This window comes from Streptomyces sp. G7(2002), from assembly GCF_028870195.1.
Classification (GTDB): Bacteria; Actinomycetota; Actinomycetes; order Streptomycetales; family Streptomycetaceae; genus Streptomyces; species Streptomyces nigrescens.
On sequence record NZ_CP102609.1, the window covers coordinates 477,910 to 494,613 of the forward strand.

At 69.5% G+C, this 16,704-nt stretch carries 17 protein-coding genes; 10 read left to right on the forward strand and 7 right to left on the reverse strand.

Annotated features, from left to right (window positions below; translation table 11 throughout):
- Positions 1–297: 297 nt before the first annotated feature.
- Positions 298–1,491, reverse strand: coding sequence for a diaminopropionate ammonia-lyase (locus NUT86_RS02105; RefSeq protein WP_266437418.1), 1,194 nt, complete (start codon positions 1,489–1,491; stop codon positions 298–300).
- Between the two features lie 98 nt (positions 1,492–1,589).
- Here NUT86_RS02105 and NUT86_RS02110 point away from each other — a divergent pair, with 98 nt between their 5' ends.
- Positions 1,590–2,534, forward strand: a complete 945-nt coding sequence (locus NUT86_RS02110; protein ID WP_266437415.1) for a LysR substrate-binding domain-containing protein — start codon at positions 1,590–1,592, stop codon at positions 2,532–2,534.
- A 135-nt stretch (positions 2,535–2,669) separates the two neighbouring features.
- Here the strand turns inward: NUT86_RS02110 and hemC are convergent, their stop codons facing one another.
- The gene (gene hemC, locus NUT86_RS02115) at positions 2,670–3,605 is read right to left on the reverse strand and encodes a hydroxymethylbilane synthase (RefSeq protein WP_093636174.1); all 936 of its coding nucleotides are present in this window, start codon (positions 3,603–3,605) and stop codon (positions 2,670–2,672) included.
- Positions 3,606–3,694: 89 nt separating this feature from the next.
- Here hemC and NUT86_RS02120 point away from each other — a divergent pair, with 89 nt between their 5' ends.
- On the forward strand, positions 3,695–4,363 hold the full coding sequence (locus tag NUT86_RS02120; protein WP_266437411.1) for a maleylpyruvate isomerase N-terminal domain-containing protein: 669 nt from the start codon (positions 3,695–3,697) through the stop codon (positions 4,361–4,363).
- Positions 4,364–4,591: 228 nt separating this feature from the next.
- Here the strand turns inward: NUT86_RS02120 and NUT86_RS02125 are convergent, their stop codons facing one another.
- Both NUT86_RS02125 and NUT86_RS02130 read right to left on the reverse strand, forming a co-directional pair.
- On the reverse strand, positions 4,592–5,290 hold the full coding sequence (locus tag NUT86_RS02125) for a class F sortase (RefSeq protein WP_093636178.1): 699 nt from the start codon (positions 5,288–5,290) through the stop codon (positions 4,592–4,594).
- Between the two features lie 127 nt (positions 5,291–5,417).
- On the reverse strand, positions 5,418–5,795 hold the full coding sequence (locus NUT86_RS02130) for a hypothetical protein (RefSeq protein WP_159491720.1): 378 nt from the start codon (positions 5,793–5,795) through the stop codon (positions 5,418–5,420).
- Between the two features lie 48 nt (positions 5,796–5,843).
- On the opposite strand from NUT86_RS02130, the gene NUT86_RS02135 reads away from it, so the two are divergent.
- Positions 5,844–6,197, forward strand: coding sequence for a hypothetical protein (locus tag NUT86_RS02135; RefSeq protein ID WP_266437406.1), 354 nt, complete (start codon positions 5,844–5,846; stop codon positions 6,195–6,197).
- Positions 6,198–7,346: 1,149 nt separating this feature from the next.
- Here the strand turns inward: NUT86_RS02135 and NUT86_RS02140 are convergent.
- Positions 7,347–8,072, reverse strand: coding sequence for a Mut7-C RNAse domain-containing protein (locus NUT86_RS02140; RefSeq protein WP_446750746.1), 726 nt, complete (start codon positions 8,070–8,072; stop codon positions 7,347–7,349).
- A gap of 473 nt (positions 8,073–8,545) precedes the next feature.
- Between NUT86_RS02140 and NUT86_RS02145 the strand changes: the two genes are divergently transcribed.
- The 3 genes from NUT86_RS02145 (at position 8,546) to NUT86_RS02155 (ending at position 11,656) form a co-directional block, all read left to right on the forward strand.
- Positions 8,546–9,835 carry an ATP-binding protein gene (locus NUT86_RS02145; RefSeq protein ID WP_159491716.1) on the forward strand — a complete coding sequence of 430 codons (1,290 nt, stop codon included), beginning with the start codon at positions 8,546–8,548 and terminating at the stop codon, positions 9,833–9,835.
- A 261-nt stretch (positions 9,836–10,096) separates the two neighbouring features.
- Positions 10,097–11,290: a cytochrome P450 family protein gene (locus tag NUT86_RS02150; RefSeq protein WP_274732996.1), complete on the forward strand. Its 1,194-nt coding sequence runs from the start codon at positions 10,097–10,099 to the stop codon at positions 11,288–11,290.
- Between the two features lie 144 nt (positions 11,291–11,434).
- Positions 11,435–11,656 carry a DUF1330 domain-containing protein gene (locus NUT86_RS02155; RefSeq protein ID WP_148588131.1) on the forward strand — a complete coding sequence of 74 codons (222 nt, stop codon included), beginning with the start codon at positions 11,435–11,437 and terminating at the stop codon, positions 11,654–11,656.
- Here the strand turns inward: NUT86_RS02155 and NUT86_RS02160 are convergent.
- Positions 11,592–12,353 carry a chitinase gene (locus NUT86_RS02160; protein WP_262040286.1) on the reverse strand — a complete coding sequence of 254 codons (762 nt, stop codon included), beginning with the start codon at positions 12,351–12,353 and terminating at the stop codon, positions 11,592–11,594. The genes NUT86_RS02155 and NUT86_RS02160 overlap by 65 nt on opposite strands.
- A gap of 438 nt (positions 12,354–12,791) precedes the next feature.
- Between NUT86_RS02160 and NUT86_RS02165 the strand changes: the two genes are divergently transcribed.
- From NUT86_RS02165 to NUT86_RS40570, 3 genes are all read left to right on the forward strand, one after another.
- Positions 12,792–13,490, forward strand: a complete 699-nt coding sequence (locus tag NUT86_RS02165) for an aspartate/glutamate racemase family protein (RefSeq protein ID WP_274732997.1) — start codon at positions 12,792–12,794, stop codon at positions 13,488–13,490.
- 130 nt (positions 13,491–13,620) lie between these two features.
- Positions 13,621–13,923 (forward strand): hypothetical protein, encoded by a 303-nt coding sequence (locus tag NUT86_RS02170; protein WP_148588128.1) that lies wholly within the window; start codon positions 13,621–13,623, stop codon positions 13,921–13,923.
- A gap of 154 nt (positions 13,924–14,077) precedes the next feature.
- Positions 14,078–14,317 carry a DUF6191 domain-containing protein gene (locus tag NUT86_RS40570; RefSeq protein ID WP_446750817.1) on the forward strand — a complete coding sequence of 80 codons (240 nt, stop codon included), beginning with the start codon at positions 14,078–14,080 and terminating at the stop codon, positions 14,315–14,317.
- A 326-nt stretch (positions 14,318–14,643) separates the two neighbouring features.
- Here NUT86_RS40570 and NUT86_RS02175 read toward each other — a convergent pair whose 3' ends face one another.
- Positions 14,644–14,874, reverse strand: coding sequence for a DUF6296 family protein (locus NUT86_RS02175; RefSeq protein ID WP_093636193.1), 231 nt, complete (start codon positions 14,872–14,874; stop codon positions 14,644–14,646).
- A 404-nt stretch (positions 14,875–15,278) separates the two neighbouring features.
- Here NUT86_RS02175 and NUT86_RS02180 point away from each other — a divergent pair, with 404 nt between their 5' ends.
- Positions 15,279–16,565, forward strand: coding sequence for a serine hydrolase domain-containing protein (locus NUT86_RS02180; RefSeq protein ID WP_274733000.1), 1,287 nt, complete (start codon positions 15,279–15,281; stop codon positions 16,563–16,565).
- Positions 16,566–16,704 lie beyond the last annotated feature (139 nt).

Genomic DNA, 16,704 nt, shown 5'->3' on the forward strand with positions numbered 1-16,704 from the left:
TTGGGGCGGGACAGGGACATCCCACCCCAACGGCCGGCCCGGCGCTGGTACCCCAACGGCCGGCCCGGCGCCGGTACCCCAGCGGTCACCCCTGGTCAGCAAGGCGCAGCAGCGTCGTCGCCAGCACTTCCCCCCGTATACGCAGACCGGTGCGCCGGTCCTCGCTCGCACCGATCTCGGCGAGGTCTTACCCGGACGGCTGCCACAGCTGGCACGACTGCCATGGCTGCCACAGCTGCCACGTCCGCCACGGCTGCCACAGGCGGTCGCCGTTGACGGTGATCAGTTCGGCGTCGGTCATGACGGATTCGCCATGTGGTGCGGGTTGGCGGCGGTGCCTTCGGTGCTGAGCAGGACGAGGGTCGAGTCGGGGCCGAGGGCCAGGGCGGTGCGGCGGGCGGCGGCGCCGTCGCCGGTGAGGGCGGCGCGGACGCCGGCGAGCGAGGCGGCGCCGCAGGGGCCGGAGGGGACGCCGAGGGCGGCGAGGTCATCGGCGGCGCGGGCGCTGTCGGCGTCGGTGACGGCGATGGCGGCATCGAGGCCGTCACGGAGGTAGGGCCAGGCGAGGGTCGAGGGGGTACCGCAGTTCAAGCCGGTCATGGTGGTCACGCCGGTCGTCACGGTGACCGGTGCCTGCCGGGTGAGGCTCGCCAGGACGCCGGCTGCGCTGTCGGGCTCGACCGACAGCAGGGCCGCCGCACCGGCGGGGCGGCTTCGGTAGTGGGTGACGGCGGCCTGGGCGAGTGAGCCCACGCCCACCGGCACGGCGACGAGATCGGGCAATCCGGCGTCCACGGCGGCCAGTTGGGTATCGATTTCGGCGAACAGGGTCGCGTAGCCCTCGACGATCCAACCCGGAATCCGCTCGTAGCCGGGCCAGGCGGTGTCCTGGATGAGGACCGCGGCCGGGGTGGCGGCGACCACATCGGCCGCTTGCCGTACCGCCTCGTCGTAGTTTCCGGCGACTTCGGTAACCCGCGCCTCCTCGGCGGCGATGGCTGCCGTGGCGGCCGGGTGGACGCCCTCCGGGACGAAGACGTGGGCGCGCTGCCCGAGCAGGCGGGCCATACGGGCCACGGCTCGGCCGTGATTGCCGTCGGTGGCGGTGACGAGCGTGACCGGACCGCCGGCTTCCTGGCTGCCCGCCCGATCGGCGATTCCCAACCGTTCCGCGATTCCCGACCGTTCGGCGAGACCCTCCCGTTCCGCGAGACCCGACCGTTCGGCGAGAGTCCGGTGGACGGCCCAGGACGCCCCCAGCGCCTTGAACGCGGGCAGGCCCAGACGGCACGACTCGTCCTTGACGAAGACCCGACCGACTTTCAACTCCTCAGCCAGAGAAGGGAGTTCGGTGAGCGGAGTGGGGGCGTAGCCGGGGAGCGAAGCGTGGAAGCCGTGTACCTCGGAAGGGGCGGGCGGGCAGGTCCAGGTACGGGCGCCGGGGTGCGCGAACCATGCAGGTGCGGGGAGGGAAGTAAGAGTTTCAGTCACCTCAGCAGCGTGCGGCCCCTGCCATCACTCGGTCCAGCAAATGTTTCCCATCTATATTCGTCAGGAAAGCTGACCGATCCGGGGGACCAGACCCACCGATGTTCGACCTCCACCGTCTCCGCCTGCTGCGCGAACTCAAGCACCGCGGCACGCTCGCCGCAGTCGCGGCCGCCCTCTCGTACAGCCCGTCCTCCGTCTCGCAGCAGCTGTCGCAGCTGGAGACGGAGGTCGGTGTGCCACTGCTGGAGCCGGTCGGACGGCGGGTGCGACTGACCCAGCAGGCGGAGATTCTGGTCACCCACACCGAAGCGGTGCTCGCACGGCTGGAGCGCGCCGAGGCGGAGATAGCCACCTCTCTCACCGATCTCACCGGCACTCTGCGCGTCGCGTCCTTCCAGACCGCGGCCCTCGCCCTGGTACCGCCGGCGCTCACGCTGCTGCGTACTTCCCACCCCCGGCTGCGGGTGCATGTCACACAGATGGAGCCGGAACGGGCGCTGCCGGGGCTGCTGGCCCGCGACTTCGATCTGGTCATCGCCGAGGAGTACCCGGGGAGCCCGAATCCCCGGCCGGCCGAGCTGGAGCAGGAAGATCTGTGTCACGACGCGCTGCGGCTGGCTCACCCGCATCCGACGGGTGACGGTGGCGCGGCGGAGACTGCGGACGCCGCCGGGCCCACAGCGCGGCTGCGCGCGCTGTCCGGGCACCCCTGGGTCCTGGAACCCGAGGGCACCGCCGCCCGGCACTGGGCCTTGACGCTGTGCCGCAGCGCGGGCTTCGAGCCCGATGTCCGGTTCGAGTCCACGGACCTGCTGCTGCATCTACGGCTCGTCGAACAGGGCCACGCCGCTGCTCTGCTCCCGGACCTCGTTTGGGACGGCCGCCCGGCGACCGTCCCCCTCCAGCAGCTCCCGCACGGCCGGCAGGCCCGCAGACTGTTCACCGCGATCCGCCGGGGCCGCGGCCGGCACCCCGCCATTCAGGCCTGCCGACGGGCCCTCCGTGAGGCGGTCGGCGCGTCGGGGCCGCCAGGGGGTCGCTGAGCAACGCCGTTACGCCGACGTCCCCGGGGCCCGCCCCGGAGAGCAGCGTGACAGCCGTCGGCCAAAGCCACCCCCATCATCCGGGGACACGGGCCTCAGCGCGCGACGCCGTCAATCAGTGCCCGACGCCGTCAATCAGTGCGCGATGCCGTCGATCAGTTCGCGTGCGCCTTGGCGCAGAAGGGCGACGGCCACAGAGGTGCCGAGAGTCTCCGGGGTGAGCGGGCCGGCCCATTCGTGCGCGTTGAGGACCGTCTTGCCGTCCGGGGTGAAGACACAGGCCCGCAGGGACAGTTCACCGCGGCGGTCCGTCTTGGCGTAGCCGGCGATCGGGCTGTTGCAGTGGCCCTGCAGGACGTGCAGCAGCATGCGTTCGGCGGTCGTCTCCTGGAACGTCCGGGGGTGTCCCAGACCGCTGACGGCGTCGATGGTCTCGGTGTCGCCCTCGCGGCACTGAAGGGCCAGCACGCCCGCGCCGATGGGCGGGCACATCTCGTCCACGGACAGGATCTGGGTGATCACGTCCGTGCGGCCGATGCGCTCGAGCCCGGAGACGGCCAGCAGCAGTGCGTCCGCCTCGCCGGCTGCGAGCTTCTCCATGCGGCGGTTGGCGTTGCCGCGCATCGGCACACACTGCAGATGCGGATGGGAGGCGGCGAGCTGCGCGATCCGACGGACCGACGAGGTGCCGATCCGGGTCCCTTCGGGGAGTTCGTCGAGGGTGAGCCCGTCTGGGTGGATCAGCGCGTCACGGACGTCATCGCGCTCCAGGAAGGCGGCGAAGGTCGTGCCGGCGGGCAGCGGACGGTCGCCGGGGATGTCCTTGACGCAGTGGACCGCGAGGTCCGCCTCACCGGCCAGGAGGGCCGCGTCGACCTCCTTGGTGAACGCCCCCTTCCCCTCGACCTGGGAGAGGGCACCCATCCAGCGGTCGCCGGTGGTCTTGACCGGGATGACCTCCGTGGCGATACCGGGGTGCAGCGCGCCGAGTTCGGCGCGGACGCGCTCCACCTGGGCCAGAGCCATGGGCGAGTCGCGGGAGACGATACGGATCAGTTCTGGGGCGGACATGGGCCCACGATAGTCCGTCAGATCCCGGTCCTGAGCACCCGCAGTCCCCGGCGGCGCCGCCATCCGCTCCTGCGCGGTACGGTCCCACCATGTCCCGGTCAACATCTCTTTCACCCGAAGCCGCGCTCCCCCCGTCCGCCGTCACCGCGGACGATCTGGACCGTGCCGTGCAGCTCGCCGTTTCCGTACTGCGCCAGGCCCCGCCGACAGTGTGGGACGGCAGGGCCGGTTCGCTGGAGTGGGACTGCTGGGAGACCGTCGAGCACCTCAGCGACGATCTCTTCGCCTACGCCGTGCAGCTGGGCCCCAGAAGGCCGCCGTTGGAGGGCAATGTGCCCTTCGTGTGGGAGAGCCGTCGGCCCGGCGGCCCGGCGAACGCCGTGCATGCGGACCGTGCGGCGGGGCCCGCGGGGCTGCTGCAGGTGCTGGAGGCGAGTGGCGCGCTGCTGGTGGCGATGGTGCGTACGACACCGCCGGAGGTGCGCGCGCACCATGTGTTCGGGGTGTCGGACCCGGAGGGCTTCGCCGCTATGGGAGCCGTGGAAACCCTGGTGCACACGCACGATCTGGCGGAGGGCCTCGGACTCGCCTGGAACCCGCCCGCCGACCTGTGTGCCCGGGTGCTCGCCCGGCTGTTTCCGGACGTCCCGCAGGACGCCGATCCCTGGCCCACCCTTCTGTGGGCCACCGGACGCGCCGAGCTGCCGGGGCACCCTCGGCGCACCACTTGGCGCTGGGACGGGAGCGTACGGGGATAGGTCCGGCGCGAATGCGCCGCCCGGGTGAGCTCTCCGTGACCACCGGTCCGGAGCCGAGCGCGTCACCGACGAAGGTGCCGAAGTCGGGTCGGCTGCCCGGGAATTCACGCCGGGGCCCGTGCTCCGCTCCCGCCCCCACCCATGACAAAGCCCAGGCCGGCGGCAGGGCGGCGGCCTGGGCTTGTCCTGAGATACCGGGGTGCTCTCCGCAGTGCGAAGGGAGCCCGCTCAGGTCTGTCTGAACGAGGCGAGGTGGGCGAACACCACCACGTTGTCGACGTAGTCCTTGACCTTCCTGTCGTATGCGCCACCGCAGGTGATCACGCGGAGCTGCGCGGTGGGGGCGTCGGCGTAGACCCTGTCATTGGGGAATCTCGCCTTGTTGAAGGTCTCGACGGAGTCGACCTTGAAGGTGGCGATGATGCCGTCTTCACGGGTGATGTTGATCGTGGCGCCGGTCTTGAGCGATTCCAGTTGCAGGAACACCGCCGGTCCGGTCTTGGTGTCCACGTGACCGGCGATGATCGCCGATCCACGCTCGCCCGGCGCCGCACCGTCCTTGTACCAGCCGACGAGGTTCTTGTCCCCCGCGGGCGGCGCGTTGAGCGCTCCGGTCGGGCCGATGGTCAGCGGGGTGAAGGGCGCGTCGACGGCGATCGCCGGAATCGACACTCGCTTCGGTGCGGAACGGGGCAGCGCCAGATCGGGGACCGCCGTAGCGGCGGAGCCCCGCGGTGTGGCGGACTGGGCCACGGCGGGGTGGGCCAGCGGCTTGGGGTCTGCAGAGGTGTCCACGGAGTTGTAGACGAGGAGTGAGCCCAGCAGAAACGCTCCCGCAGACCACAGCAGACCGCGGCCGACGGGGCGGGACGCGGGGGCGGTCCGGGAGGGATTCGAATTCGGCTGGGGCGACTGCGGGGCGGTCATGTGAGGGTGCCTTTCATGAACGAGGCGTCGCGGGCGTGAGGGGGGCATCGGTAACGCAATCGCCGCGGCCACCGTCCACGTGGAACGGTGGCCGCGACAGCGCTTCGGTCTCCGTGCGGGTGCCTGATCAGGCAGCCGCGGTACCCGAGGCGTTGCGACGACGCAGCATGTACGCACCGGCGCCGAGACCGCCGAGCATCAGCACGGAACCCGCGGCCATCCCGCCGCCGGTCGCCAGACCGCCACCACCGGTGTGGATGCCGCCGTGCGGCTTGCGGTGGTCGCCGTAGCCGCCGTCGCGGTCGTGGTCGCCGTAGCCACCGCGGCCGTGGTCGCGGCCGTGGTCACGGTCGCCGTAGCCGCCGCGGCCGTGGTCGCGGTCGCGGTCGCCACGCCCGTGGTCACGGTCGCCACGCCCGTGCTTGTCGTGGTCGTCGCCGTAGCCGCTGCTCTGGTCCCAGTCAGCGAGCACGGCCTTGGCCATGGCACCGCCACCGGTGTGCATGCCACCGCTCGGCCTGTGGTCGTCACGGCAGTGGTCACGTCCGTAGCCATGCCCGTGGTCACGACCGTTGCCCCGGCCGTCACGGCCATCGCGGCCATCGCGGCCGTCACGGCCGTCACGGCCGTCGCGCCCGTTACGGTCACGGTCCCGACCGTTGCCCCGGCCGTCACGGCCGTCACGGCCATCGCGGCCATCGCGGCCGTCACGGCAGTGGTCACGCCGGCGGTCACGGTCACGGTCGCGGTCGCGGTCGCGGTCCCGACCGTGGTCACGGTCATGGTCGTCGCCGGTCGCGGCCTGCTTCTGGTTGCTGGAGGAAGCGCTGTCCGACGCAATGTCCTCCGTGATCATGGCGTTCGCAGCGGGAGCAGAGATTGCAAGCACCGCCGTAATGGCGGCTGAGGCGAACAGGGTGCGAGCAGTGCGCATGGGGACATGTTCCTTTCGGCGCGACTGCGAAGGCTGACTCTTTGTCGGCTCATCGGATCGCAGTGGCGACGTGATCACCGTCAGCCGGATTGCGACCGCGCACCACCGGAGAACGTCGCATTCGAGGTACGCCATGGGCTCTTCGGGTGGCGGAAGGCAGCGGATTCACCCATTGGACGGCGCGCGTCGTCGGCGTGTCGCGAAACGAGTGGGCTAGAGGCGCTCCGACGGCCCTCCGAGGCGGTCCAGTCATCGCTCGCCGAGCGCGGCGAACGAGGCCCTTTCGCGACACGCCGACGGTTCCTGACGGACTGAACAGCTTCACCGCGGGGGTGACGCGCACGGACGTCAACACCCCCGGACCGTCGACCGGACACCAGCCCACGGCCGGCTCGGCGGGGCCACGGCCCCCAGGCCCCCAGGCCCGCAAGGCCGCCGGCGCCGTCGGCAACGGCAACGGCTCCGTGAGCGCGCACCGACGAGACCCGGCCCATGGACCGCCCTCGCGCGGATGCCGCTTCCCGGGCAAACGGAACTGGGACGCCTCCGCAGACGCGGCACCCGCACGAACGAACTCCCCGACGGAAAAGGCCCGTTCATTCGCCGATACGCAAGCAGAATCGGTCCGGGACGGGCAGCCATCTCCTGCCTCCGCGCACGGCAATGCTGATCGACATCGGCGAAGTGGCGGCGCGGGGCCGTGTGTTGACGGGCGTCTGGCGCAGGGCAGGCAGCGCCAGACATGGCGGGCAGCACACCGGCATGGTGAGCAGCGCACCGATATGGCGGCCAGCGCCCGGTGCGGCGAGCAGCGCCCGGCCCGCACTCGGACGCGACTGCCGGGCCCGGGGTGCCGGCCTCCGGGACGGGGCCCCCTCCCTCACCCCCGCGAGCTCACTGATCAGGGGAAGCTCCTCCCGCCGAACCGGGAAGTCTCCTGTTCATAGGGAAGGAGCGGCCGCGTGTACGGCGCCGCGTGTACAGCCGCTTGTACCACCGCGTGTACGCCCATACGAGAACCGCCCCTCACCCGGATTGCGGAATTCATACGCCCGACGGGCTCAGCCGACAGGCCGTCCCGGAGCTTCCTGTGAAACATCGCGGAGCGGTCTGCCCCGCCTCTCAGGTGGCACTGTCCCGGAGCGCCTCTTCGACGATCGCCTCCAGCCGGGCGTGGTGCGCCCCTCGCCAGTAGACGCGGCCGCATGCCGAGCACTGGGCGAAGACGTCATACGTACGCTGCGTGCCGTGCTCAAGATGCTCACGGACGGAGTCCTTGTCGGCGTCCATGAGCGGGCCGTTGCACGCGGTGCAGCGCGTCCACGGCGCGAGGGTGGGAGCGAAGCGCCCCAGCACGTCCCGGAGTTGGTCGTCGGGCCGGTCGCTGTAGATGAACGCGCCCGCCCAGATCTCCCGCCGTCGCAGCAGCCCGCGGTCCCGGGAGAGCAGTACCCGTTGTTCCTTCGCCGAGAGCGCAGCCAGTGCCGCGTCGCCGGGATCCTCGTTCGTGTACGCCGCGTCCACGCCGAGCAGCCGCAACCTGCGCGCCAGGGTGCCGAGGTGTACGTCGAGCAGGAACCTCAGCGGCGCACCGGGAAGGCGCTGCGGACGCTCGATGGCGCGCACCTCGATACTCTCGCCCGCCTGCGGGACATGGGAGACGGGAACCTCGGCGCCGTCCACGACAAGCCGGCCGACCTCGGTGAGCGGGACACCGAGCGACTCGACGACATGGCCGAGCGTCGATGCCCCATCGGTGACCACGGGCGTACAGGCAGTGCTGTGCGCCGAACCGACGAAAAGGTGCAGTACAGGGTCGAAGCTGAAGTGGATCTCGGGTCCGTTCACGCCGGACAGCATGCCATCGGGCGAGCCACGCCAGCCAGTGGATTCCTGCCGGTCAGAGGCGCGAGCGCGGGCTGACCGGACGCCCCGCGCGGCGGGCGGCAGGCGGCAAGCGGCAAGCGGCAAGCGGCAAGCAATAAACGACAGCCGACGGGCAACGGGCGGCAGGCGACGAGCGGCAGCCGACGGGCGGGACACGAATGGCGACCGCAGCGGACCACCCGCCATCCCCTGTGGGAGGGCAAGGGCAGGCGATGCCGCAAGCGTGTACCGCGGCCCGACCTCGGCCGCGGCCCGGCCCCGGCGGCGGCTCGACCTCGGCGGCGCCCCGCCCCCGGCGCCGGCCGCATCTGGCTACATACGGACCGTAGCGTTCCGCGCCCCGGATTGTTCACGATGGAGCAGGCCCCGTTCCCCGGCCGCCCCTAGCCTCACTGCCACCACAGCACCACCATCACCAATGAGGGGCGGTACCGGTGAACTGGCTCATCCACGACTACCGCGAGAGCGATCTCGCCGAAGTGGTCCACCTGATCGACTCCACGGCCGAGCTCGGGCAGGAGTCCGTCTTCTCGCTCGCCGAGTGCATCGGTGCGCTGACTTCTCGGCAGCCCGCTGTGGTGGCCGTCCACCAAGGCGCCCCCATCGGGGCGGCACTCGCATGTGTGGCGGGTGAGCGGGGCTGGGTGATGCGGATCGCGATCTCCTCGGCCTGGCGTGGCCGGGGGCTGGCGAGTGCGCTGCTGGTGGAACTGGAGCGGCGGCTGATCGCCGCCCGGGTGAGCCGGATCGCCTATGTGCTTCCCGAGGAGGACCTGCTCGGGGAGGGACTGCTCAACGCGGGCTATACGCGGCAGCCCGCGGTGGCCTACTTCGAGAAGGTCGAGCCGCACCACGGGCCTGCGGCCAGCCTCCTGGAGGACCTCGGGGGACGGTTCCTGCCCACTGATCTGTGGGCCAAGGTCGCCGGCATGGAAGCGGAGAAGGACCTCATCGAGAGGCGGGTCGTGCTGCCGTTGGCGGAGCCGGAGCGAGCCGCCCGGCACGGGGTGCGGCCGCCGCGGGCCATCGCCCTGTTCGGTCCGCCGGGGACCGGGAAGACCACTTTCGCCCGCGGGATCGCAGCCAGGCTCGGCTGGCCGTTCGTCGAGCTGCTTCCTTCCCGGCTGGCCGACGAGGGCAATCTGGCGGCGGCACTGCGCAGCGCGTTCGCCCGGATCGCGGAGCTGGAGCGGGTCCTCGTCTTCATCGACGAGGTCGAGGAGATCGCTCCGGTACGCCATGAGCCGGCACAGCCGGGCGGGCTGCACGGGGTGACGAATGAGCTGCTCAAACTGATCCCCGGCTTCCGGGAGCGGGACGAGCGGCTGCTGGTGTGCGCGACCAACTCCCTCCGTTCGCTCGATCCGGCCTTCCTGCGGCCCGGCCGGTTCGACTACCTGATCCCGATCGGTACGCCGGACGCTGCGGCCCGGTCGGCGATCTGGTCCCGGTACACGGACGGCCGGGCCGATGTGGATGTGGCGGCGCTGGTGGCGGCCAGCGAGCTGTTCACCCCGGCCGATATCGAGCACGCCGCCCGGGTGGCCGCCCAGGCGTCTTTCGAGCGGGACCTGGAGGCGATCGGCGTCGGCGCGGGCGCGCACGGACGGCTCGGGGCGAGCACCGACGACTATCTCGCCGCCCTCGCCCAGTGCCGGCCGACCGTCACCCCCGCCATGATCGACGAATTCAGCGCGGACATCACCGCCCACGCCCGCTGCTGACGGCCGACGCGGCGGCCCGCCCCCGGCGCGGCGGCAGTCGCATCCGGCCGCCCGCCGCCGCACCCCCCTCCGCGGGCCGGGCCGCATCCCACTGAGCTCAGCTGGACGTCAGAACGACAGCCGAAGCACTGCGGAGGGAGGACATGGACCGCTGCGGCTCCTCCGTTGGGCCGATGTTGACGTCGGGAACCCCTGCGTACGGTCTGACCGGTGCCGGGCTTCGTGCATCATCGGGGATCATCGAGAGGGGACGGGCAACGCATGGCGGACATTGTCGATCTGGAGGCCTACGGCAAGGACTTCACCGCGGATCCTTACCCGTACTACGCCAAGCTGCGCGCCCAGGGGCCCGTACACCGGGTACGTCTCCCCTACGCTCCAGAGGCATGGCTGGTCGTCGGGCACCAGGCGGTCAGAGCCGCGCTCAGCGACCCTCGCCTCAACAAGAACTGGCGCGCAGCCGGGCTGCAGAGTGACGCAGGCGAAGAGTCGGCCCTGTGGACGAACATGCTGGATGCGGACCCGCCCCACCACACCCGGCTGCGGAAGCTGGTGGCCAAAGAATTCACGGCCCGCCGCGTCCAGGCACTCCGGCCACGGGTGCAGCAGATCACCGACGAGCTGCTGGACACGATGCTGGCCGCCCCGGAGGGCCGTGCCGACCTGGTGGAGGCGCTCGCCTTCCCGCTGCCCATGACCGTCATCTGCGAACTGCTCGGCGTCCCCGACATGGACCGGGAGGCCTTCCGTGCCTGGTCGAACGAGATCGTCGCGCCGACCAGCGAGCAGGCGGCGCAGGAGGCGGTCGTGGCGATGTCCGGTTACCTCGTCGACCTCATCGAAACCATGCGCAACGCTCCTGGCGACGGCCTGCTCAGCGCCCTGATCCGCACCAGCGACGAGGACGGCGACCAGCTCTCCCGTGACGAGCTGGTCGGCACGGCCTTCTTGCTGCTGGTCGCCGGCCATGAGACAACCGTCAGTCTCCTGGCCAATGGCGTGCGCGCCCTGCTGCAGCACCCTGCCCAACTGGCGGCCCTGCGCGCCGATTACTCCCTTCTCGACAACGCCGTGGAGGAGATGCTGCGCTACGACGGCCCGGTGGAGACGGCCACCTGGCGCTTCACCGCGGAGCCGGTCGAGATCGGCGGCACACTGATCCCCGCCGGAAAAACCGTAGCGATCGTCCTCGCCTCCGCCTCCCGGGACCGCGAACACTTCGCCGCCGCCGATGACTTCGACATCACCCGCGACGCTCGCGGACACACCGCCTTCGGCCACGGCATCCACTTCTGCCTAGGCGCCCCGCTCGCCCGGCTGGAGGCCCGAGTCGCCCTACGGTCCCTCTTGGAACGCTGCCCCACCCTCGCCATGGACGCCGATTTCGACGACCTCACCTGGCGCACGGGGATGCTCAGGGGAATCGAGCAGCTGCCGGTGCGCTGGAACGGCTAGAAGCTGTCCGGTGGGTCGTGGCGCATTCGCCGGCGGCGCGGTCCCCGCGCCGCCGAGCGGGCCAGCGGTGGTCGATAGTCCCTACCGCACTCCCCACCGCTGATGAATACACGCCGTGTCCAAGAAAACGGGGAATGGAATCACATGCCCGCTTACGTCATCGGCAACATCGATGTGCTCAACGAGGAGGCCGGCCTGGCCTACGCGTCCGTGGCCCAGAAGTCCATCCTCAGCCACGGTGGCCGATACCTGGTCGCGGGCCCCACGCCCGACCGCTGTGGGCCGGCGGCCGCACTCCCCGTCAGCAGCTCAGATTGTCGCCAGGTGTGGTCCCCAGGATCTGCACAAAGCTCTTGTAGCTATTGATCCGGCTCTGCACCTGGCCGGGGTTTCCGCCGTTGCATTCGAGGGAGCCGTTGATGCTGCGGATGGTCTCGCCGAAACCGGCGCCGCTGACCATCGCATGATGCGGGGTCATGGTGCCCGGCCCGGTCTGTGTGTTCCAGTACCAGAGGGCGGTCTTCCAGGCGACGGCGGCGTCCTGCTCCACCAAGTAGGGATTGTTCAGCAGGTCGATGCCGAGCGCATCGCCCGCCGCCTTGTAGTTGAAGTTCCAGCTGAGCTGTATCGGCCCGCGGCCGTAGTAAGCCGCCTGGCCGGCCGGGCACCCATACGGCTGGCTCGCGTCGCAGTAGTGGGGATAGTTCCCGGTGTTCTGCTCGACCACATGGACAAGGCCACCGGTCTCGTGACTGACGTTCGCGAGGAAAGCCGCGGCCTCTTGCCGCTTTACGGTATCGCTCCCGGTGTTCGCGAACTCCGGATAGGCGCTGAGGGCCGCGGTCAGGCCGCTGTAAGTGTAGAACGCATTCCGGTTCGGGAACATCTGGTTGAACTGCGCCTCGCTGACGACGAACCCCTCGGCCCGGGCGTCGGCACCGGCCGGGGCCGCGGCACAGTCGACACAGCCCGTCGTGGCAGCCGCAGGCATCGTCGGCACGACAAGCGCTATGCCCACGGCTACGGTCGCGGCACTCAGCAGCGCGGCAATACGTGACCTCATTGCGGTGACTCCTTCTGGGGCCGACCTCCTGGCAAGGAGGGGCCACGGTGGGGGGATCGCCTTACAGGAACGCCAGTTGAAACGGTCGCCCGGATGAATCAACTGGCGAGCAGGCAGAGGGACGTTGGAGCACGGGTGGATCAGGCGGCACAAGACCACACCAGCGAACGCGGCACGACGACGGCAGCGACAGCGACAGCGACAGCGACAGCGACTACAACAACGCAACTACGACCGCGAGAGCACTGCGGTCTAGACCAGCGTTAGGTTATGAGCACCACCGCGAACATGTCCATACCAATGCAGTGATCCATTGTTCCGTCGACGGGTCATCCCCAGGAGGTCTGGCCGGCTCCCCCCGGCAGAACCCAACGGCACAGCACGGTGGTTGTCGGGGGTGGTGACACAAAAGCCCTCCCCCTGTGCAAAGGTGGCCCGATGAAGACAATCGGGCTGCTCGGAGGCATGAGCTGGGAGTCCACGGCGGAGTACTACCGGCTGCTGAACCAGTTGACGCGTGAGCGTCTGGGCGGCCTTCATTCCGCTCGGTGCGTGCTCTACTCCGTGGATTTCGCAGAGATCGAACGGCTGCAGGTCGAAGGGCGCTGGGACGAGGCCGGCGAGGTACTCGCCGACGCCGCCAGGACTCTGGAGTCGGCCGGTGCGGACATGCTGCTGATCTGCACCAACACCATGCACAAAGTCGCCGACCAAGTAGCCGCCGCCGTCACCGTCCCGCTACTACACCTCGCCGACACCACGGCCGACGCCGTCCGTGCGAGCGGCCTGCGCCAAATTGGGCTGCTGGGTACCGCCTTCACCATGGAGCAGGATTTCTACCGCGGCCGGCTGGAAAGCCACGGGCTGGACGTGCTCGTTCCGGACGCCACCGGGCGCGACACCGTCCATCGTGTGATCTACGAGGAGCTGTGCCTCGGCATCGTCCACGAGGAATCCCGGCAGTCGTTCATGGCCGTCATCAGGGACCTCATTACCGCCGGAGCCGAGGGCATCGTGCTGGGCTGCACCGAGATCGAGCTGCTCATCGGGGCGGAGCACAGCCCGGTCCCGGTCTTTCCGACCACCCGGCTGCATGCCGAAGCAGCCGTCGCCCTTGCCCTCAGCGACGCCCCGTAGCCGCACAGCTACCTAAATCCCAGTAGCCCTCCGAAATCCGGGTTGGAGAAATGACCACCCCCAACTTCCCTCACCCCACCAATCTTTGTGTCATGCCGAGGTTTGAACTGACTGCAGGTACCCTGACGTGGTGTCGCGTACCGAGTTAGAACGACTGGCCAGGATCCGGATGCAAGTCACCGGTGAGACACTCGAACGCGCCATGGCCGTGCTCGAAGGCCACACCACGACCCCCACACCGCACTCCGAACGCGCCACCAAGCCTGACGCCGCCGAAAACAGCGACCGCGAGAACGGTGAAGCCGAGAACGGCGAGGCAGAGGAAGCCGGCACGGTCGGCGAGGCCAACGAAAGCACCGCGGACAGCGAGAAAGCGTCAAGGCCCGACGCCCGACGAACGCCTCAGAAGCGAGGCCATCTACGCGGTCTCTGATATCCGTTCACCCCGGGCGGAACGGAACTCAAGGCCCCGCCGACTTCTCGACAGCAACCAGAACATCGATCTCCAGCTCTTGGAAGACCGGACCGGCATACGGAGGCGAGGCCAGGTGTTTCTGACGGTCGCAGGTGCAGTTGCTGCCCTTTGGATGCTGCTCTTCGGGTGGGTGATCTGGCGTCGGCGCAAGTTCGGAGGGGGCGGCGCGACATCCGGTGCATGGGACGAACTCTTCCGACCCTCACAACAACAGGTCCAGGAAGAGAAGGAACGCCGGCTTGCCCTCCGTGACGATACGGAGTCCGGTGCGCCGCCCCTCAGCACCGTGGACTTGCAATCCGGCCTGGCAGTAATTCGCCCGGAAGCCACACACGAGTCCGGACGACGCTGACCGGGACCTGCCTTGCGCCCCTGCGCGAGCGGCGGGACGGCCAAACCCGATCCCAGAGCTTCCTGCTTCTCCTCGACTCATGGCTACCCAGAGCACAGACCCGCCGCTCAGCGCACACACCGCACACCGCACACCGCACACCGCACACCGCACACTCCGCAACGAGCGAAACTCAGAAGGTTACGGGAGCGACGCCCGGCGGCCTGCTACCTCCGCGACCGAGGCGAGGCACCTCTCACCACTACAGGTTCAACACAACGCAACCGAATACCAACAGAGTGTGTGCATGGATGCGCAGCCCTGGCCGCCGGATGGGCTCCCGAAGCTCACGGGGTGAGGGGTCGCGCCAGCATCGGCGTGCGGAGCATCTGGTGCCCCCCGCTGGCCAGCATGCGGACCTCGCCCCGGTCGCTGATCTCTGCGCGTACGATCCCCGACTCATCCTCGTAGACCGGATACCCGCCCGCTCCCGCCCGCTCGGTGCGATGGACGATCACTACATCGTCCTCCACCGCGGGGGCTTGAAATACGAGCTCATAGCATTCCGGGTAATCCATCAGGGCCTCCCGATAAAACTGGGCAGGTGCGCCCGGCGACGCTTCCCCCCGGCGCTCTCAGCGCGCCGCTGCACCTCGGCCATTCCATCGTCGCCCACTCCCGCCCACGGCGCCTCAGGAGAACACCGAGGTGAGGCCTCCTGCCCGGATGGGCCTTTGCCTGTGCGGCTTTGCCGGGGCCCCGAGAGCCGGCCCGCCACGCGGCCCACCCCTCGACAGGAGCGCACGACCCAGCCTCGGGAAACCTGACATTTGTCATGTGGGCTTGTGATCAAGGTCGTTCCAAAGGCTGACGTCTGGCCGCTGTCCACTCGCGAGAATCGAGACAGCGAAGAACTAATACTGCCTGCAGACCTTGAACTGACGGAGAATCCATGCCCGTTGCCCCTACCCATCGCCGGCGCATGCGGCTGGCCGGGACCGCCACCGCCGCCTTACTCACGCTGACGGTTCCTACCGCTGCCTCTGCCGCCGCTTCTCCGAGCACGTTCTCGGGCAACGCCGCCACCGCGCGGGCCAGCGACCGGTCCGGCATCGACCGGGCTGCCCTGGAAAGGACGCTCAAGGCCTTTCATGACGCAGGGATGTACGGCGCTTACTCTGCGGTGCGAGACGGCACCGCAGCGTGGCAGGGCGCTTCGGGAGTCGCCGACGTCGACACCGGGCGCCCCACCACTCCGCAGATGGAGCATCGGATCGGCAGCATCACCAAAACCTTCACCGCGGTCGGCGTCCTCCAGCAAGTCGGCAAGGGGCACATCGAGCTGGACGCTCCGATAGGCCGCTATCTGCCCGACCTCGTTCCCGGGGAACGAGGGAGCACCATCACCGTACGGATGCTGCTGAACCACACCAGCGGCATCGGTGACTATGGCGAAGCAATCTTCCCCACAGGAGACAGCGTCGAAGGCAACCGCTTCCACCAATTCGGTCCCCGGGAATTGGCCCGGCTGGGGCTGAAGGCGGAGCCATTGGGCAAGCCGGGCCAGGCTCATCACTACTCCAACACCAACTTCGTGCTCGCGGGTCTCCTGCTGCAGAAGGTCACCGGCAAGTCGCCGGAGGCGTACGTCACCGAGCACGTCATCCGGAAGGCAGGACTCCGGCACACCTACTTCCCGCGATCGGCCTACCTCACCGGACCGCACCCCAAGATGTACGAGGCCGCGCACGGCGGGTTCAACCCACCGCGGGACTTCAGCGTCTACAACATGTCCTGGGTTGGCACTGCGGGGTCGCTCGTATCGACCATGGCCGATCTGAACCGCTTCTACCGAGCGCTGCTGGGCGGTGAACTGCTTGCCCCAACCCAGCTGCGTCAGATGAAGATCACGGTGCCCACCGAGAACAGCACGTTGCGCTATGGACTTGGCCTGCTCAGATGGCACCTGCCCTGCGGAGACTTCTGGGGGCACAACGGCCTGGTGCTGGGTGCCATGACCTGGTCCGTGTCCAGTGCGGACGGCCAACGGCAAATGTCCCTCGGTTTCAATCTGACGCGCTATCAGAAACTAGACGGGAACGGCCTCCCCGATGCCAGCGGCCCGATAGACACCGCCATGAGGGCGCACATCGAGCAGGCGCTGTGCGGGACAACTGCCGGCCGGCCCCCGGGCCTGACCGACACGAACCCACCCCACTCACTCCTCGTCGCTCCGCAGGAACCTCCGCTCCCGGCACCCCGCCGATAAAGCCGCCCTGCCACTGGATGTGTGCTCCGCTCCCGTGCGCTGTCACGGGAGCGGAGCGGGTCCGAGGAGCGCCAGCAGCTCGGATAGTTACGGAAACCACGGTACGGGGCACCACTGACAACGCGGTCCGACAGAACTC